Raw genomic sequence first — 18,396 nt, forward strand, 5'->3', positions numbered from 1 at the left:
AAAAAAGCCCCCTTCACTATCGAAGGAGGCGTGGTTACTTACTGAATTACTTGCTGGTGATATACGCCGCAGTTTCGGCGAGGCGGGATGAATAACCCCACTCATTATCGTACCAAGCTGCTACCGAAAGCAGATTGCCTTCCTGAACTGAGGTGAGCGGCAAGTCGGCAATCGAGGAGTGCGAATCGCCCAAAATGCGGGACGAAGCCCATTCGTCTTCCAATACGCTGAAAACGCCTTTAAGCGCATCAGTTTTAGCGGCGGCGCGGAAAGCGTCATTCACTTCCTGAGCAGTTACGTTGCGTTCGGTAATCAAGTTTAGTTCGGCGATGCTGCCGGTGCGGGTAGGCACGCGATAGGCTTTGCCGGTAATCTTGAGGTCTTTCCAGATGAACTGGAGAGCGCGAGCCGCACCGGACGAGGATGGGATGATGTTCTCGGCAGCAGCCCAAGAATCTCGGCGGTCTTTCATCGGCTGGTCGGTCAGCGATTGGGTATTGGTGTAGGCGTGAATGGTGGAGAACAAGCCGTACTTAATACCGAAGTTTTCCAGCACCACTTTGACCACCGGAGCAAGCGCGTTGGTAGTACAACTAGCCATACTTACAATCTTGTGAGCTTCCGGGTCGAAGGTGTCGAGGTTAATACCCTTCAATAATACTGCATCGCAATCTTGGAAGGTTTTGCTCGGTGCGCTTACCAATACGCGCTTTGCGCCTCGATCGAGGTGAGCTTGCGCTCCGGCGCGGGTGGTAGCGCGTCCGGTGCAATCAATCACCAAATCCACGCCCAATGCTTTCCAGTCCGGCAGTTCCTTCATGGAGTCAAAGAAAGCAATCTCGCGACCGCCTACAAACAGGGTGTCGCCCTTGGTGGATACCGGCTCGTGCCAGCGTCCGTAGTTTGAGTCTACCTCAAACAGAGCGGCAAGGGTAGGAAGGTCTTTAATATCAGAGATAGAAACCGGGGTGAAAAGGTTATCGCGCAGAGCTACTTTCATAAGGGAGCGCCCAATGCGTCCAAATCCGTGAATTGCAACTTTAGCCATAGTTATTTTCCTTTGCTAATATATCCAATACCAAATCTTCATCGTTTAGACATACAAACCACGTCTATTTTATCACAATCTTGTAACGGGTGGAAATTGCATATAAGTGCAGCTAAAGCAGTGGGTAGCTATATTTTGTGGGATACGCGGGAAGGCAGCGACACAGAAAATACGCTGCCTTGTCCTACTTTAGAAGTAGCGTGAATAGACCCATTATGAATTTGGGCAATCCAGCGGGCGATGGACAAGCCTAGCCCAAACCCACCCTCACGGCGGGTTCTGGATTTATCCACTCGGTAGAAGCGTTCAAAAATCATACCCAATTTGTCTTCGGGGATACCCAAGCCGGTATCACTCACCTTTATAATGGCATGGTGACTCTTGTCGAGCGTAACCGATAAATCTACGTTGCCGGAAGGGGTATATTTAATGGCATTATCCAGTAAGATTAGCAACAATTGGCGTAGGCGTACCGGATCTCCCATCACCCATATTTCCGCTTTATCGCCGCAATCAAAGTTAAGAGCAAGGTTGCGGGCATCTGCCAGCGGCTGCATTTCACGGGTAAGCGAACGTCCCAAGCGAACCAGTTCAACCGGCTCCGCCTTTAGCTCCGCTTTTTCCATATCAGAGCGTGCCAACGTCAATAAATCTGTTACCAGCCGACTCAGGTAATCGGTTTCGCGGGTTATATCTTCAAGGAGTTCGGTATTCTGCTCTGAATTTTTATTTTTGCTGCGTAAGGCAACTTCAGCATTAGCCCGTATCAAAGCCAGTGGGGTACGCAACTCATGGGAAGCATCTGCTACAAATTCGCGCTGACGCTCCATAGATTGCTTAATCGGTATCAAAGCGCGGCGGGTAAGAATTAGGGCGGCGGCTACCGCAAGCGCCAAACCAGCCAACGAAACAACCCCCGCAATTAGGAGAATAGTATTAAGTTGCTGTTTATAAGGCTCAAGGTTCTCTCCCACTTGTATCATGCCCACAATACGCCCACCTTCAAGGCGCACCGGCGCAGAATAAAGCCTTATCGAAGCATCATCAACTTTGAGTTCTTTGTATAAGGTCTGACCCTCAAGTACCGATTTAAGCACTGTAAGGTCTGGCAAACTCTTATTGGTGTAAACAAGGGAACTTTCAGTAATAGCCCCTTTGGTATCTACTAAGATATAAAAAGCGTTTGAGACAATAAAGCGGTTGTTCTCCCGAACCATCTTGCCGTCATCGCCTTTATAAGTAGGCTTATCGTGTTCGTCATCGCTTTCATCACTTTTTGAAGGGGTTGTTGGTACTTGCCCGGAGGGTGTCGGCGGCACATAACGTATGGAACGGATTATATTCTCGGCATTGCTGCGTAAATTATCGTTTACTTCTTGCTGCAAATTTAAAGATATCGTGATATACATAGTAAATACTACTACCACAATCAGCGATATTGCCACCCCAACGTTCCAAGTAATTAAGGTTCGCCGCGCTTTTTCAAACATTTAGACTTATTAATCCTAATCAGCTTTAAGGCTGTAGCCCAGTCCGCGCACTGTTTTAATTAATTTGCGCGAAAAATGACCATCAATTTTATTTCTCAAGTAATGGATATAAATATCTACGACATTTGAAGTCGCATCAAAATCATATTCCCAAACGTGATTTATAATCTGATCGCGACTAAGCACTTGCCCTTTGTTGTGCATAAGATATTCCAGCAAGGCAAATTCTTTAGAGGTTAACTCAATATGCTTACCATGCCGCCTTGCTTCATGCTTTGACAGGTCAAGCTCAAGGTCTTCCACCTTCAATATTGTGTTAGCGGGGTCTTCGGGATTAATACGTCGTCGCAATAAAGCTCGAATACGAGCCAGCAATTCATCAAAAGCAAAAGGTTTGGTTAAATAGTCGTCTGCGCCAACATCGAGACCCTGTACCCGGTCTTGAATAGCGTCAAGGGCAGTCAACATCAGTACAGGGACTGTGCTTTTTTCAGCACGCAAGGCTTTACATATTTCAAGCCCGGTTACATGCGGCATCATTATATCGAGGATAATCAGGTCGTAACTACCAATCAGTGCCATTTCAAGACCTTGAGCGCCATCAAGCGCCGTATCTACCTGATAGCGCTCTTCTTCTAGCACCCTCTTTATTAGTTTTACCAGCTTTTCTTCGTCTTCAACAACCAGTATATACACTTCACTTATCCTTCTTTATAGAATCTTACACTATGGCTAATGAAGTGTTCATATCCATAAGCTAATTTCGAGCGGGTAATTTATTAGGGTTCGACATAAAACGCATACCTGTTAGAGTAGCTACGATAAAGCCAGTTGCCAGATAGATTGCCTGCATCCAAGAAGTATTGGTATCGCTGCCGGCGAGTATTCCATGTACCAAACAACCAACGAAGGCGGCAAAACTAATGTAGTGGATAATGCGCCACGCTTTATAGCCGGTTCTTTTAACCAAATAAAAGCTAAACACTAGCGAAATCATCATATAAAGGCTAATCGTACCCAATCCGGTTCCGATAGCGCGATATTCGGTTGAAAATGGCGTTAAGCTTTGTAATAGGCTGATATGTATATACTTATCCAGCATCAAGCCGACTACATGCAGTACCGTAAATACCAACAACAGTAATGAAAGTATTTTATGCAAATAAATCATGTTAGCGCGGTGAATAAAGCGGTCTGTTAGTCGCATTGAAACCATCAAACCTAGCGTGACGCTGGCGAATACTAGCAAATAATCCACGATACCTGTTACCCGTGCCATTATCCACGGGGTTTTTTCTGCCAGAACTGCGCCCTGTGAATTGAATTTATCTTGCATCAATTCTGACCAGTGTTGCCCGATGAACCCGGTTAATACATCGGATTGGCTACCAGTACTAATCCCAAAGACAAACGCAAACAATATTATTAACGCTAGAGCAAAATTCAGCAACCACATCTGAAAATTGCGAGAAGCCGGGCTTTTGCGTGCTTCTGGAACTGCCAGTACCCGCTTGCGGTTTGTGAAAAGCGGATTTTCTAGCATTACTCTATTATTATTCATTACGGACTTTCCTTTCGGTTTATTGTTTGCGTGTGTCTAAGGGCGAGCCGCTAAGTTCGCCCTTGTAAGTATCTTTTTAATTTCTTATGAGCCTTTTGTAACGGGCTTGGGTGCCTGAGTCTTTTGCGGAACAACAACCGCTTTGGTAGTAGCCGGAGCGGTTGCCACTGCTTTAGCAGTTGCCGCTGTAGTTGCTACATTTTGGGTAGCCGGAGCGGTTGCTTGAGTCGCGTTAGCAGTTGCTGCACTTTGTGCAGCCGCAGTTGTTTGTACTGGTGCTACTGTTACTACCGGGTCAGGCGGTCCGCCCGCAGAGGCAGCAGTGGTTTGTACAGCATCCTCGGCGGTGTAGCTAGAAGCTGCCGACATTGTGCTGCCTACTTGCTGACCAATCTGAAAAACCAGCAGAGCGCATAGGAGAGAAACCACTGCAAACATTATTAAATTCATTTTGAATATGCTCATAGCCTTTTTAGGGGTTTGAGGATTTTTAGCCATTCCCGGATAATTTCTGATCATAATATTAAGAAAACTCCTTTGATAAATACTTTTTTCACTATCTGGCTATATCATAGATTTAAAAGATTGGAGAATTATTGGAATAAAACCTTTTTCAGCATGAATGTTATACCAATATTTGGTAGCACCTCAATTATTCTGGGCAACTCTGGCAAAAAGAGCATTTCTCTAAAAAGCGCTATTCGCCTATGGCGCACCGCCCTAAAGGAAAATCCGCCGTAGGGCGCTTATTTTGAGAAGAAATAGGGATTAGGGAGGATATAATAAAAACGGTATCGTCTCATTTATTCGGGGTAAATGCAGTGAGAAATGCCATAATTGAACCTAAACCTGCTCAATTTCCGCCAATATTTCTCGGATTATTAAGATTCTACTTTAGCTGTTTCTTGCGTTTTTGCTTCAAGCCGGGTTATTGTGTATGAGCCTTAGCTGACGTAGGCGTTGCCCGCTGACGCTCATAACGATAATAGCAATGTCCCCTGCTTCCAATTCGGCATTCACATCTTTAGAGTTTCCGCTACGGTCAAGTATAATTTCATTCCCCGGTTCAGGCACACGCCCTAGAATTTCGTAAACCAACCCGCCAATTGTATCTACCGCATCGGACTCCCAGCGAGTGAGGAAAAACTGGTTTACTTCTTCCAATTTCATGCGTGAATCTACTATTATTTCGTCCAGATTTAGGCGCACAAAACCGGCGTTGACTTGGTCATATTCATCGTGGATTTCGCCAACAATTTCTTCGAGTAAATTCTCGATTGTCACTAATCCGGCAGTTCCGCCATATTCGTCCACTACAATGGCGATATGCACGCGCTTGTTTTGCAATTCGCTAAAAAGAGTATCGGCACGTTTGGATTCAGGCACAAAGTAAGCAGGGCGTAACATTCGCATCAGGCTGAAATTGCTGCTGTCACGCACGCATGCTAACAAATCTTTGGCGTAGAGGATTCCTATTATTTGATCAATACTGTTGCGGTAAACGGGTAAACGACTGAAGCCGCTGTTCTGGATTATCTCAAGTAACCTATCCAGTGAGCAATCCGAAGGTACTGCAATCATATCGAGGCGCGGAATCATTATATCGTGGGCGGTGCGGTCGCCAAATCTTGGAGTAGCAATAGTTTGTTCCGTTTCGGTGAGATGCACAAACCCAAACTCATCTCCTATATTCGCCTTCAGCTTTTTTCTATCTTCAGTGGGGTATTTTTTGGTGACTACCTTTGCGCCTATATTGACGATAAAGTTAGCGATTGGTGCAAACAGCCACATTTCAAAGCGCAATAGCTTTATTGAACGGTTCGCAGCACGTTCTGGAGTTCGTATGGCAAAACCGCGAGGAATGGCGCGGGTGAAAAGCAAGATAATACAAATTAGGGCAAAGACCATTAGCGATACCCAGAAGTTGTAGATGTTAAACTGATGGATGGCGCTAATGGCGCTGGCTGGAGCAATAATGTAACAAAAAATATCGGCGGTACGCATTACATTTGATAGTTGGAGCAAATCTTTGGTGATAGCCCCCAAACCGGGATTTTGCTCTGCTAGTTTTTCCAGTTGCTTTCGCGTTAGGGCGGCAATGCCCGCTCTGGTGTAAGCATTTGCTTCAAGCAAAATTAGCGCAATAAGTACCCCAAGTAATGACAAGCCGAACACTACATAACGCTCAGGCGTTATTTCCTGCTCTTTGCAGGGTGGTAGTTCTGTCGAGAATATTATCAAGAAATTACTACCGTCCGAATCTAGACCCATATATTATTTGCTAAACATCACACTAATAGAAAGGTCTTTGTGAATACGGGTAATCGCTTCGGCGATTATTGATGCTACCGAAAGAACTTTAATGCCCACTTTCTGAGCTTCGGGCGCGACCGGATAGCTGTTTGTAACTATGACGCTTTTCAGGCTAGACTTTCCTATTTGTTCAAGGGCATCTCCGGCAAATAAGCCGTGTACCGCACAGGCATAGACTTCTTTTGCGCCTCTTTCCATTATCATGTCTGCTGCGCTTATAAGGGTACCACCGGTTGAGATCATATCATCTACAATTACGGCTGTTTTTCCTTGCACATCACCGACCATATCTATAGTGTTAACCACATCATCTTCGGGGCGCTGCTTGGCAATAATAGCGAGGCTGGCGTTGAGCCTGTTGCGGAATTCTGCGGCTCTACGTACACCACCTGGGTCAGGTGAGACAATAACCATATCCTTAAGTGCCATTTGTCGCAAATAATCCGATAAAAGCGGACCTGCACGCAAGTGATCTACAGGCACTTCAAAGAAGCCTTCGATAGCGGGAGCATGCAGGTCAATTACCAGAACCCGGTCAACCCCTGCCGACTCAATAAACTTGGCTACAACTTTGGCGCTAATCGGTTCACGCCCACTGGTTTTCTTTTCTTGGCGGGCATAAGCATAATAAGGAATTACAGCAGTAATTCGCCCGGCGCTGCTGCGTCGAAGCGCATCAATTATAAAGCAAAGCTCGATGATATTATGATCCACCGGCTCGCAAAGAGTCTGGATTACAAAAACATCTCCCCCGCGCACGTTTTCCTCAAGCCGTATTCGGGTTTCATCGTTTTTAAATGTGCTGACAACTGCTCTACCCAAAGTAGTATTCAATTCGCGGGCGATTTCTTCAGCTAGATCACGATTCCCGTTCCCACTGAATACTTGTAGCCTACCGTCCATTGCCAAAGCTCATTCCTCCTTATTCTCAGAGTTTCCATTTACTGATTTACGCCGGATAGGTCGTGCTGGCATTCCCACAACCGTCACCCCCGACTCTACATTTTTTGTTACGACTGAACCTGCCCCCGTTATGGCATCATTGCCAAGTGTAAGCGGCGCACGTAAAATGCTATCGCTACCGATAAAAACATTATCGCCAATTACAGTTTTATTCTTGTTTTTACCATCATAATTTGCGGTTATTGTGCCTGCGCCTACATTTACCTCTTTGCCAAGAGTAGCATCACCGATAAAACTAAAATGGCTTTGCTTAGAGTTTGCGCCAATGTGGGAGCGGCTTACTTCTGCGAAATTGCCCAAGTAAACCCCTTCTTCCAGAATACAACCGGGTCTAACATGGGAAAATGGACCAATGCTCACGTTATTTTTCAGGGTTGAGTTTTCCACCATCGAAGCATTGATTACGCAATTTTCTCCAATATTTGCCTCTACCAGAATAGCATTTGGACCAATCACGCAACCTTGTTTGATTATACAATTGCCCTTAATATGAGTATTTGGCTCAATTATTGTATCGGCTGCAATGCGTGCAGTTGCGCTGATATAGGTCGAAGCGGTATCAACGATGGTGACACCGTTAAGCATATGGTGGCGTAACACCCTGTAGCGCAATATAACATTGGCTTCAGCCAATTGCACCCGGTCATTGATTCCCAATACTTCCTCGAAATCGGTTTTCATGGTTTGCACAGGGTGAAGCTTGTCAACCTCATTAGTTTTAAGAGCCATAGCGGGTAAATCGGTGAGGTAATATTCGCCCTTAGCTGGGTGTTTTTCCAGCCGTTTTAGGTTTTCCCATAGCCACTTACCCCGAAATAGGTAAAGGCTAGGGTTAATCTCTTTCAAATTGCGTTGCTGGGGTAACAATTCGGCTTCTTCAATAATCTGGCTAAAACGTCCTTTACCATCGCGTATTATTCGACCGTATCCATAAGGGTTTTCAGCTTCTGTAGTAACAAGGGTGACAAGAGGATTAGAGGTTAGATGTGATTGGATAAGCCGATTCAGAGTATGGGATTTTACCAGTGGACCATCACCGAGTAAAACAAGCACATGTGCCGTGTCAGTTTCTTCCAACTTAGTTAGCGCATCTTCAGCGCACTTTACCGCATGCCCCGTTCCAAGTTGCTCATCCTGATTTACTATCAGGTAGTTTCCCTGTTTCTTTACAACATTTGCTACTTCTTCGCCCGAATATCCTACTACGATTGCAGTTCTCTCAGGAGGGATTCCGGTGTGGCGTACCGCTCGTAACAAGTGGCAAATCATCGGTTCTCCCAATAGCGGGTGCAACACCTTGGGGAGTTTGGAGCGCATGCGCGTACCCTTACCGGCAGCTAGAATCACTACTACAATGTTAGCGGGGTCGAGGGGTATATGTTCAACAATTTTATCGTTGGCTTCTATATACATATCTAATTTCCCAATTCCAGTATAATCCGATAAATCTTACGAGCTTTACTCGTGGGCATGCTAACCGATTAAAGTTTGCTATGTCAAGCAATTTAGCTACAAATTTGATAATGTAGGGCTGCTACTGTTAGCGGTTTAATTCGTTTGCGGTATCAACCCTGTCTTTCAAGTGGGGAAAAGTAATATCGTGTTTTCCTACTTATGCAAACAATATAAGATGTACATATGTTCTATAATTAATATTAGGAGGTACTATTATGTTGCACAAAGATCAAATTGAAGCTCTACGCCAACCGCTTGACTGGTCGCGTGTGAAAGAAAGACCGGGACCCGGCGGTACACGACTCTCCTATTTGGAAGGCTATGATGTTATAGACAAAGCTAATGAAATCTTTTTACCGGGCGAATGGGGTCATGAAACATTGGAGGTGCAGTACCACGAAGTGGCTGACCCTTCCAGCGGAGAAGTGGTAGGGGCATTTTACTCGGCGCGGGTACGGTTGGAAGTGCGCGGCTGTATCCCGGTAACTGAGGAGGGAGTTTGTCCGGTAGAACTGATAAAAGGGAAGGGCTTGGTGGCGGAGCATGACAAAGGGCGCAAGGGCGCGATAACTGATGCCTTGAAACGTTGCTTCAGGATATACGGCGAGCAATTGGGTAACAGCCTTTATGACCGCGCCTATATTTCTGAACAACGCGCTGCCGTTCGCAAAGCGGGAAATTCTAGAATAGAGACAGTCAAACCGGAACATTCTTCCCAAACCAACGCGGCGCAACTAGCAGAAATTAGGGAATTGGCTGCCCGGCGCAAACTCAGTTTACAGGCAATAGAAAAACGCTGTCGCGAACTGTACGGCGCAGGGGTATCGGGGCTTAGTCCAGAGCAAGCCACCGATATTATTGCCAAACTGCGAGAGACATTACCGTCCACGCCCGTTGGTTGATGCGCCTAGAATAAAAACAAGGGGCGTTAAGCCCCCTGCTTGAAAAAATAATTGCACCCTAGCGTTTAAGGTTTTACGGCTGTCGCCAATGCCTTGACCACATCGTAGGCAGGGCGTTTGGTGCCATCCCGCCTAAAGATGCTGAATGCGATAGCGCCATCAACATCGTTGCTGTCAGGGCGCAAACTGGGTTTCCAGAAATTGAGATTCCACAGCGCCATCACCCCCATATAGGGATAATCCGCTTGCGTCTTCTCAAAAGCTCGCTTGATATAATCTGCTTGTTGCTGTTCGCTAACTTGCAGCGCATAAGCGTAATTTGAGTTTGGCGGGAAAGATTTGCTAGTTGCCCAACCGAACTCGGTCAACCAGATTTGGCGTGCAGCATCACTATGGTCAACCATAACTTGGCGAAGCCCTTCAATGCGGCGGAAGTAATGGCTTGGGTGATTGTTCCAGCCATTGCAAGTGCTAAGAGGGGCTACGTTGCTAGGGAAAAGGGTATCTGGAGGGTTGCACGCGCTACCGGGATGTGCGCCTACCACATCAAAATAATTGTTGCGTTTAACTTCACCGTTGTTATATTCATAGAGCATTTTAAGATATTCGACATCATCAATTGCAAAACTGGGGTCGTTTACTCCGGTAGGAGATAGAGCTCCCAATATTACGAAAGCCCATGGGTCGTTCGATTTAACACCCTCGCTGCCTACCGCAAGTAGCTTCACATAGCGTTGAAGAATAATCGGTGAACCCACTTCCCAAGAGAGGTTTTCTTCATTCCAGATTTCGTAAGCGTCCACCTTAAGTCGGTAGCGTTCCGCCAATGCTGCCATAAACCGCCCGTATGCGCTAACGTTATTCGGTAATGCGGAACTGGAATCTAGGTACATATTCGGGGTGTCTTTCGGGACGAGTATGATATGGATTCCGTTGGAGTAAAGTGAATCCACTACCTTATCGAGTTCGTTCCAGATAAATACCCCCGGTTGTCCATTAACTTCGATGTCTCTCCACGAAACCTTCTGAACTACCCAGCGTACGCCCAAATCTTTCAACTGATTGTTGATTTGGGTACGATCTTCATAATAAAGATGTGCGCCGATGCCGTAGGAAATGTGAGGAGCTTGCAGCGGCACATCGCGGGGCGGGATGTAGTTGCGAGAACCGCTTGGGAAACGCCACTTGAAGTAGTGTTGCCCTACGTTGCCCATTTCAACTTGGAATTCTTTAGGGTTGCTGGGGGTATAGGTAAGCACGCGCCGTTGGAAAGCTTGTACCAGCACATCTTTCTGAACGCCACCAACCATTGCTTGCGTCCAATACGGTTCGGTGATTGGGAGTCCCATCGCCGAAATCCAGTTAAAGACCCTCTGACCCTGCACCAACGTGCTACCATCTGGGGCGAGGGTAGGTCCTACCTGATTCAGGTAATCCCAGAGCTTGCGAGGGATATTGTGACCAAAACTTTCATCGTAATAAACGATGTCGGTTCCATCAATACCGGCTTTGGAAGGGTCATTCCCAACATCCCCGGCTTTATTGATAGTACCAGTGGCACGCGAGCCAATTTGGTTGGGGGCTTTTTTGCTTAGAGGATTTGCCTGATCGGTAGACGCAACATTGCGGAAGCTGCCATAAACCGGAGACAGAGCATTCACCTCAATGGGGTCACCGGCAATCGGCACTTCGGCAGAGCCTACAGAGCGGAAGCGGCTGTCACCATCCTGCTGAAAACCGCTGATAAGCTCAACCACCAGCAAGCCGTTGCTTACATAGAAATCGCCACTAGGATTAGCGTACCGATTGTTGATTTCCATTCTGGTTTTATCAAAATATTGCACCAGACGATAGTTGTTAGGTGAATTGTCATAGAATTCGGCAAATTGCCCCTGAGCGGATTGTACAGCTGGACCCCATAAGAAGCTGCGAACTGCCTTTCCGGTTTCTACCGGCAAGTCGGTTTTAATCCATAAATTTTGGAACGCCGGGTTTACAAAGCCCGGTACGGTTGAAGATGCAACTATAGATGTTGAAATGGTTGAAGTGGGCGCTGCGCTTGCTTCTTCAAGGGTTGGACCAAGCGATGCAAAAAATACTACCAGCAGCCCCGCTACAAGCGGTAAGCGTTTCTTCACAGGTTTCCTCCTTGCGAACCCTAGCAAATTGGATGCACTAACTAACATTCATAATCTGGGCTAAGCCCGGTTCTTTAACTTGCGCCGGCTATTAACTTTACGCTTGTGATGCGTTGGTCGAAAGGCAACAAACTAACAGATGCTTTTTTCATCTCCCCTAAGCAGGTTCACAAATATTTGGACCACGCTTGTCAGGGGATAATACCGGAACAATCTTAGTTAGAATGGGGATAATTTCAAACCCGCGTTAGTCTAACATGACTTCCCATTTTTTGTCTAATGTCCCTAATGATAAAACGTGTATAAATATCAGCGGTTACGCAGGAGTAAAAAAAGAGACTCGCGCTAAACGCGAATCTCTAATCAAATTATTAGTTTGTATTCTTCAGGCGTTTGTGGCGTTCTCGTTCGGAAAGCAGTGATGCCGGGTCTTTTTCGAGTTGCTCTAGCATAGCGGCATTGGTTGTTTTTGAACCGGGCATTGCCGACAGCGGCGTTATTATGCGGGGCGCGGGTTCGGCTAAGCCGGATTTAGTAGCTTCTTCTACTTCTTTTTTGCCCGGTATTTCAATCTCAATTGGTATTCGACCCCGCGTTGCCCACCACCCTGCAAACATTCCCACAAATACCAGCGGTGCGCCACGCGCTATAGCTACAAGTACAAAGCGAGCGAAAGATTCCCAATATAAGCCATTGAATAATTCTTCCAATAAGCCAACAAAAGCAAGCCCTACTCCTACGAAGAACCCTGCCATGCCAGTATAATAGAGGGGTCTGCACCCGATAAACTTGACCATATAGGCGCAACCAAAGAGAGTTACAAAGAAGGGAATACCCGTAACCAAAACGTTTAAACGGTCTTCTAATTGGTAGGCTGCAAAAGTTAGCATCAATACCATAGCAACCAAACCCAAAGACCATGTGATGGTTACTGTAATAAAGGGGTCATTTTTGAAAGGATTGGAAAAGCGAGTAGATTTATTTTTTTCTTTGGTTCGCATCGTTACTTCGCTTTCCGGGTAAGCGTACCCACTATATAAAGAGTCGTTTCTACCTTTATTTTAACAGGTTTTTTAGTGGACATAGCATGGTGCAGCCGAAAATCATAGTCCTTATATTATCTATGATTCTAATCACATTAAATTCTAAATCTTCGCCCTAATATGGTCAAGTGAGTTTAGGGGATGCAAAGTGAATTTCTGATGGGTTTTTGGAGTCAATAATACCTTAGGCGCAGTTGTTATAGCTTAACCCCTTGCCACTCCCTACTGTTTTGTGACGTAAAAAGCATTAGTTGTGCTAGTGAGAGTGGCAAGGCTACTTTGGGGCGTAAGGGGTAGGTGCAAAGAACTACGCCCTAAAAACGTTTTTTGCAACGGTCTTGCTTGACGGTTCCACAAAATTCCATTATTTATGCAAATTATCTTTGCATGTAATAATTATTGTAAGCTTGTTGTATTATAATTACACAGAAAAAATGATAGAAATGTAGAAACGGATAATATAATATGCCAAAACAAGCTGAAGACATTATACAAGTGCTGATAGTTGATGACCACCCTGATGTGCGCGATGGAATACGCCGCATACTTACTACTGAATCAACTATTGAGGTAGTGGGTGAGGCAACGAGCGGTAAAGAGGGAGTCGAACTAGCTCGAAAATTACGTCCGACTATTGCTTTAATGGATATTGAAATGCCGGGCGAATTTGATGGTTTGGATGCAACTCGTTTGCTAAAGCAAGATTGCAGAGATTGCGATGTGTTGATGCTGACCTTTCATGATGGGCAAGAATATCTGAAACAAGCTTTGTTATGTGGCGCAAGCGGCTATATCCTGAAAGATTCCAATCGAACAGATATAATTCAATCGGTTCTAACCGTAGCTAATGGTGGCATGTTAATTGACCCTGCAATGTTGCGATACTTAATACACGATATAGCCCAAACCGATGTTTTTTTCCAGAATGGTAGCAGCGCTACTCAGAAAAGCGAGGAACTTTCTAAAAAAGCTGAGCTTACCGAGAGTTTGACCCGGCGTGAAAGAGAAGTGTTTGAATTACTTGGTGAAAGTTTGACTAATATAGACATCTCCAACCGATTAATGATTAGCCAAGCAACGGTTAAAAGCCACGTAAAATCAATTCTTAGAAAATTGGGCTTAAATTACCGGACGCAAGCGGCAGTATTAGCGGTGCGTTTGGGCGTGTAATTCAATTAATTAGGTGGTTTTACCAACATTGATGTTGATTTTTGCAGAAAAAAAGATTTTAAGTAACTATTCACCCCCTAACTTCCTCAATGAGGAAAAGAGAGGGAGGAATTACCCCTGTACCTCTTTTCGTTAATTCTGTGTCCGAGCGTCAACTTATTAATTATTATAAAGAGTTGGTTTAGGAATAGAAAATATGTATCTTACTCGTACTGGTTCACCTAAAGCTTTAGTAGTCGATGATGTTAGCCAAGCTGCCGAAACAGTTGCTTATATTCTTCATCTAAGTCGGGGCTTTAGCGTACGAACTGTTTATGACCCTTATGATGCTCTCAAGGTCGTTAAAGAGGAAAATTATGATCTGGTAGTTATTGATTACCAGATGCCCGGTTTAGATGGGATTCAGTTGCTTAAGCAACTTAAAAATTCAGATGCTGCGACTACCTATATAATAATGACCGGTAGGAACGATATGAGGGTTATAATGAATGCGCTTAAAGCAGGCGCACAAGGGTTTGTTTCCAAACCGTTCACGCGGAACGAACTGCTTGAGTCGATTGATTTGGCGTTGGAAAAAACTCGTTTGCTGCGTGAGCATATCCATATGCGAGTTTATGCCCCTTTATTGCGTAGCGCAATTGGCGCTCTTCTAAGCGCATTGGAGTATGAACACGATGATACGGCAAATCACTCCAAGCGAGTAGGCTATTACGCTGAAGAAATTTCAATTGATTTTGGAATGAGTCAGGAAGAACGCCATATAATCCAATTAGGCGCATTATTCCATGATATTGGCAAAATCGGTGTGCCTGACCATATCTTGTTAAAACCGGGTTTCTTGACCGAAGAAGAGCGTCATATAATGCGTACACATCCTGAGATTGGCTGGCGCATAATTAAAGATGTAGAAGGGTTGGGCAAAGTAGCGGAAATTGTGCGTGCGCACCACGAACGATTTGATGGGAAGGGCTATCCTGACGGATTATCCGGCCAACAGATACCGCTTGGGGCGAGGATAGCATCGGTAGCGGATAGTTTTGAAGCAATTGTATCGCCACGGGTTTATTCTTCTGGACGTTCGGTGGAAGAGGCATTGGCGGAAGTGCGCCGTTGTTCCGGTACCCAGTTTGACCCTGCTGCCGTAGAAATATTTCTCAATAAAATGGAAAATGGGAAAATTTCGTACAAACCGACTAATACGCCTATAAGCAACCTGAATCTTTGCGTTCAGCCTCAACCGGAATAAGCCACCCCCATTCATTCTTCGAACCTTTCAAAACCTGCCCGGCGTAGTGCAGAGATAGAATAGTCATACCGCTATATACTCGAAATTCACAAGCACCACATACTTTAGCCATGAATGTAACCGCTACCGCTTGTAAAGAACCTCTATTCGTATGCTTTTGTACAATTTAACCATTAGAACCATAGCTAATTTTGAGCAATTCATCTATAGCTTTATTGTTTACAATAAGTTATTATTATAAATAACAGGAGGGTAAATAAACATCCACCGTGTTTACCAAATATTCACCCTTCACTGCTAGGGTTAATGTAAATGAGCAGCTAATTATGCCTCTGCAAAAGGGGTTTCAAGCTCAACGAACCCCCGGCTAGGTAAGGTTTTAGTCAAACACCACTTCCCTGCAAAGCCGCAGTTTTCTAATATTAATAAACTTTTGGCTAACATAGCCATGAGCGCTGTCACTTATTTGCCTGATAGTAACTAAACTTATTGGGTTGGATTGGTGTTGCCGGAACTTATCGGTAGCACAATATCTTTGATTTAATGGGAGGTAACCGTGAGACAAGTTGCATTTTATGGTAAAGGTGGTATTGGGAAGTCCACCACACAGCAAAATACTGCTGCTGCTCTGGCTTCGCTCGGTAACAAAATTATGGTGGTGGGTTGCGACCCTAAAGCCGACTGCACTCGCCTTCTGTTGGGCGGCAAGCGACAAGCGACTATGCTCGACACCCTGCGCGAAACCGGTCCTGACAAGATTACGCTCGATCAAGTTATCGCCGATGGTTATAAGGAAGTGAAGTGCGTGGAAGCGGGCGGACCTGAACCGGGCGTAGGTTGCGGCGGACGCGGCGTTATCACTGCCATTCAGACTTTGCAAGAACTGGGCGCATACGAAGATAGCCTCGACTATGTTTTCTACGATGTACTCGGTGACGTAGTATGCGGCGGTTTCGCAATGCCCATCCGTGAAGGCTATGCCGAAGAGATTTACATTGTGGCTTCCGGCGAGTATATGGCTCTTTTCGCCGCTAACAACATTTCCAAAGGTATCCAGAAGTTTGCCAGTCGCGGCTATGCCCGTTTAGCCGGAATTGTTTGCAACTCCCGCTTGGTAGAGAATGAGCGCGAACTGGTAGAAGAATTTGCTCGCCGCATCAACACCCAACTTATCCACTTTGTACCCAGAAGCAAGGATGTACAACGCGCTGAAATCAACAAGAAGACCGTAATCGACTACGACAATTCTCTGCCGCAGGCTCAGGAATACCTAGAGTTAGCCAGAAAAATCAACGAGAATGATAAATTCACCATTCCTACCCCCATCAGCCAAGACGAACTAGAAGAGCTGATGAGCCAGTACGGGATAGTCGATTAATCGCGCCGGGCGCAACTGACTGCGCCTACTACATTGCCTGAGAAGGTAGGAGACAAAAACGATGAAAATGATCCGCGCTATTATCAGACCTGAAAGAGCCGAAGTGGTAGCTTCTTCCTTGGCGGCAGCCGGTTTCCCGGCTTTAACCCGCATGGATGTGTACGGACGGGGCAAGCAAAAAGGCATCTCATTTGATGCTATCAAATATGAGGAATTGCCGAAAAGCATGTTGATGATTGTAGTTGAGGACGAAAACGTCAGCAAAGTAACCAGCATTATCCAAGTTTCGGCTTTGACCGGATACTACGGAGATGGCAAGATTTTAATAACCCCGGTTGATACTGCTTATACAATCCGTACCGGAGAAGAGGGGCTATAACCATGAAGGAAATAGTCGCGGTTCTGAGAATGAACAAAGTCCAGCACACCCGTGATGCGCTAGCTGAAAAAGGTCATTACGCAATGACCGTAAAAAATGTGCTAGGTCGCGGTAAACAAAAAGGGCTTCAGTACGAATTAGAGGGGGATAGTGGTCCCCAGTTTACCGAAAGTCCCCGCATCCACTACATCCCTAAGCGACTGCTAATGTTGCTGGTGACGGATGACCATGTTGAGGAAGTAGTGGAGACTATTATAAAAGCCAACCAGACCGGCAATATCGGCGATGGAAAAATCTTTATCTGCCCGGTGGAGGACGCAATACGGGTTAGAACAAAAGAAACTGGCGACAGGGCTATCCTGTAAGGAGTTAGATTTATGACTTTTACCACTGCGCTGGATTCCCAGCTACAACCAGATTTGTCCGCAAAAGTTGCGGCTCATCCCTGCTATGGCAAAGCTGCCCATTTCCGGTTTGGACGTATACATGTGCCGGTAGCGCCAAAATGCAATATCCAGTGTGGTTACTGCGTGCGGAAGTATGATTGCCCGAACGAAAATCGCCCCGGTGTTACCACTAAGGTGGTTAGCCCGGAACAGGCGTTAACCACTATTCGTCAGGCAATGAAAGCCGACTCGCGAATGACCGTTCTCGGCATTGCGGGTCCGGGCGACCCGCTGGCTAATTCGGCTTCTCTTGAAACCTTTCTGCTGGCAAAAGAAGAGTTTCCGGGGTTGGTCAAGTGCGTATCCACCAATGGGCTGGCTTTGCCCGAACGAGTGGAAGAACTGCACAAGGCGGGCGTAACCGCGCTCACCATCACCATCAACGCCGTTGACCCAGAAGTAGGTCAGCACATTTACACGCATGTACGTTATCAGGGCAAAACCTACCGTGACCGCGAAGCTTTCGAAATTTTAAGCGCGAACCAATTGGCAGGGCTTAAAGAAGCGGTGCGGTTGGGTATGGTGGTAAAAGTCAATTCGGTGCTTATTCCCGGCGTAAACGACCAACATATGGTGGAAATTGCGCGAGTCGTCAGCGCGTTAGGGGCTTATGTAATGAACATCATGCCCTTAATCCCACAGGCAAAGTTCAAAGATGTAACCCCTCCCACTCCGGCGGAATTGGCGGCTATCCGTACCGAGTGCGAGAAACATATTAAGCAGTTTATGAATTGCAGGCAATGTCGCGCCGATGCTGTAGGCGTACCGGGTGAAGAGGATTGCTCAACTGACAATTCCTGCACTCCCAAGTTTTTGAACGACCAAGCTCCGATGAACCTGCAACCCAGAAAGAAGGTGTAACTG

The 18,396-nt window shown here is 45.9% G+C and carries 17 protein-coding genes; 7 read left to right on the forward strand and 10 right to left on the reverse strand.

Annotated elements, in window-relative coordinates; genetic code table 11:
* Positions 1-46: 46 nt before the first annotated feature.
* The 8 genes from WCK19_RS14520 to glmU all read right to left on the reverse strand — a co-directional run bounded on the left by WCK19_RS14520 (position 47) and on the right by glmU (position 8,788).
* Positions 47-1,048 (reverse strand): glyceraldehyde 3-phosphate dehydrogenase NAD-binding domain-containing protein, encoded by a 1,002-nt coding sequence (locus WCK19_RS14520; protein ID WP_342398111.1) that lies wholly within the window; start codon positions 1,046-1,048, stop codon positions 47-49.
* Between the two features lie 128 nt (positions 1,049-1,176).
* Entirely contained in the window at positions 1,177-2,538 is a 1,362-nt protein-coding gene (locus tag WCK19_RS14525; protein WP_342398112.1) for a HAMP domain-containing sensor histidine kinase, read from the reverse strand.
* A gap of 15 nt (positions 2,539-2,553) precedes the next feature.
* Positions 2,554-3,234: a response regulator transcription factor gene (locus tag WCK19_RS14530; RefSeq protein WP_342398113.1), complete on the reverse strand. Its 681-nt coding sequence runs from the start codon at positions 3,232-3,234 to the stop codon at positions 2,554-2,556.
* Positions 3,235-3,295: 61 nt separating this feature from the next.
* Positions 3,296-4,099 (reverse strand): ferric reductase-like transmembrane domain-containing protein, encoded by an 804-nt coding sequence (locus WCK19_RS14535; protein WP_342398114.1) that lies wholly within the window; start codon positions 4,097-4,099, stop codon positions 3,296-3,298.
* Between the two features lie 84 nt (positions 4,100-4,183).
* Positions 4,184-4,618, reverse strand: a complete 435-nt coding sequence (locus WCK19_RS14540) for a hypothetical protein (protein WP_342398115.1) — start codon at positions 4,616-4,618, stop codon at positions 4,184-4,186.
* Positions 4,619-5,017: 399 nt separating this feature from the next.
* On the reverse strand, positions 5,018-6,370 hold the full coding sequence (locus WCK19_RS14545; protein WP_342398116.1) for a hemolysin family protein: 1,353 nt from the start codon (positions 6,368-6,370) through the stop codon (positions 5,018-5,020).
* Positions 6,371-6,373: 3 nt separating this feature from the next.
* Positions 6,374-7,315, reverse strand: coding sequence for a ribose-phosphate pyrophosphokinase (locus tag WCK19_RS14550; RefSeq protein ID WP_342398145.1), 942 nt, complete (start codon positions 7,313-7,315; stop codon positions 6,374-6,376).
* A gap of 9 nt (positions 7,316-7,324) precedes the next feature.
* The gene (gene glmU, locus WCK19_RS14555) at positions 7,325-8,788 is read right to left on the reverse strand and encodes a bifunctional UDP-N-acetylglucosamine diphosphorylase/glucosamine-1-phosphate N-acetyltransferase GlmU (RefSeq protein WP_342398117.1); all 1,464 of its coding nucleotides are present in this window, start codon (positions 8,786-8,788) and stop codon (positions 7,325-7,327) included.
* Positions 8,789-9,045: 257 nt separating this feature from the next.
* Between glmU and WCK19_RS14560 the strand changes: the two genes are divergently transcribed.
* Complete coding sequence (locus WCK19_RS14560) at positions 9,046-9,732, forward strand: Rad52/Rad22 family DNA repair protein (protein WP_342398118.1); 687 nt, start codon at positions 9,046-9,048, stop codon at positions 9,730-9,732.
* A 65-nt stretch (positions 9,733-9,797) separates the two neighbouring features.
* On the opposite strand, the gene WCK19_RS14565 is transcribed toward WCK19_RS14560, so the two are convergent.
* Complete coding sequence (locus WCK19_RS14565; protein ID WP_342398119.1) at positions 9,798-11,870, reverse strand: hypothetical protein; 2,073 nt, start codon at positions 11,868-11,870, stop codon at positions 9,798-9,800.
* A 371-nt stretch (positions 11,871-12,241) separates the two neighbouring features.
* On the reverse strand, positions 12,242-12,871 hold the full coding sequence (locus tag WCK19_RS14570; RefSeq protein WP_342398120.1) for a hypothetical protein: 630 nt from the start codon (positions 12,869-12,871) through the stop codon (positions 12,242-12,244).
* Positions 12,872-13,378: 507 nt separating this feature from the next.
* Between WCK19_RS14570 and WCK19_RS14575 the strand changes: the two genes are divergently transcribed.
* The 6 genes from WCK19_RS14575 (at position 13,379) to WCK19_RS14600 (ending at position 18,393) form a co-directional block, all read left to right on the forward strand.
* Positions 13,379-14,083 (forward strand): response regulator transcription factor, encoded by a 705-nt coding sequence (locus WCK19_RS14575; RefSeq protein WP_342398121.1) that lies wholly within the window; start codon positions 13,379-13,381, stop codon positions 14,081-14,083.
* Positions 14,084-14,279: 196 nt separating this feature from the next.
* A complete protein-coding gene (locus tag WCK19_RS14580; protein ID WP_342398122.1) occupies positions 14,280-15,329 on the forward strand; it encodes an HD domain-containing phosphohydrolase in 1,050 nt (349 codons plus the stop codon).
* Positions 15,330-15,885: 556 nt separating this feature from the next.
* Entirely contained in the window at positions 15,886-16,707 is an 822-nt protein-coding gene (gene nifH / locus WCK19_RS14585) for a nitrogenase iron protein (RefSeq protein WP_342398123.1), read from the forward strand.
* Positions 16,708-16,768: 61 nt separating this feature from the next.
* A complete protein-coding gene (locus WCK19_RS14590) occupies positions 16,769-17,086 on the forward strand; it encodes a P-II family nitrogen regulator (protein ID WP_342398124.1) in 318 nt (105 codons plus the stop codon).
* Between the two features lie 2 nt (positions 17,087-17,088).
* The gene (locus tag WCK19_RS14595) at positions 17,089-17,451 is read left to right on the forward strand and encodes a P-II family nitrogen regulator (protein ID WP_342398125.1); all 363 of its coding nucleotides are present in this window, start codon (positions 17,089-17,091) and stop codon (positions 17,449-17,451) included.
* A gap of 12 nt (positions 17,452-17,463) precedes the next feature.
* Positions 17,464-18,393, forward strand: a complete 930-nt coding sequence (locus tag WCK19_RS14600; protein ID WP_342398126.1) for a radical SAM protein — start codon at positions 17,464-17,466, stop codon at positions 18,391-18,393.
* Positions 18,394-18,396: the final 3 nt, after the last annotated feature.

Origin of the sequence: Candidatus Chlorohelix sp., assembly GCF_037138995.1 — a bacterium.
Taxonomy (GTDB): Bacteria; Chloroflexota; Chloroflexia; order Chloroheliales; family Chloroheliaceae; genus Chlorohelix.

Coding starts and splice junctions, on each gene's coding strand:
- WCK19_RS14540 (WP_342398115.1), bottom strand. CDS start 4,618: ATGATCAGAAATTATCCGGGAATGGCTAAAAATCCTCAAACCCCTAAA.
- WCK19_RS14600 (WP_342398126.1), top strand. CDS start 17,464: ATGACTTTTACCACTGCGCTGGATTCCCAGCTACAACCAGATTTGTCC.
- glmU (WP_342398117.1), bottom strand. CDS start 8,788: ATGTATATAGAAGCCAACGATAAAATTGTTGAACATATACCCCTCGAC.
- WCK19_RS14520 (WP_342398111.1), bottom strand. CDS start 1,048: ATGGCTAAAGTTGCAATTCACGGATTTGGACGCATTGGGCGCTCCCTT.
- WCK19_RS14575 (WP_342398121.1), top strand. CDS start 13,379: ATGCCAAAACAAGCTGAAGACATTATACAAGTGCTGATAGTTGATGAC.
- WCK19_RS14525 (WP_342398112.1), bottom strand. CDS start 2,538: ATGTTTGAAAAAGCGCGGCGAACCTTAATTACTTGGAACGTTGGGGTG.
- WCK19_RS14560 (WP_342398118.1), top strand. CDS start 9,046: ATGTTGCACAAAGATCAAATTGAAGCTCTACGCCAACCGCTTGACTGG.
- WCK19_RS14545 (WP_342398116.1), bottom strand. CDS start 6,370: ATGGGTCTAGATTCGGACGGTAGTAATTTCTTGATAATATTCTCGACA.
- WCK19_RS14570 (WP_342398120.1), bottom strand. CDS start 12,871: ATGCGAACCAAAGAAAAAAATAAATCTACTCGCTTTTCCAATCCTTTC.
- WCK19_RS14580 (WP_342398122.1), top strand. CDS start 14,280: ATGTATCTTACTCGTACTGGTTCACCTAAAGCTTTAGTAGTCGATGAT.
- WCK19_RS14590 (WP_342398124.1), top strand. CDS start 16,769: ATGAAAATGATCCGCGCTATTATCAGACCTGAAAGAGCCGAAGTGGTA.
- WCK19_RS14595 (WP_342398125.1), top strand. CDS start 17,089: ATGAAGGAAATAGTCGCGGTTCTGAGAATGAACAAAGTCCAGCACACC.
- WCK19_RS14535 (WP_342398114.1), bottom strand. CDS start 4,099: ATGAATAATAATAGAGTAATGCTAGAAAATCCGCTTTTCACAAACCGC.
- WCK19_RS14550 (WP_342398145.1), bottom strand. CDS start 7,315: ATGGACGGTAGGCTACAAGTATTCAGTGGGAACGGGAATCGTGATCTA.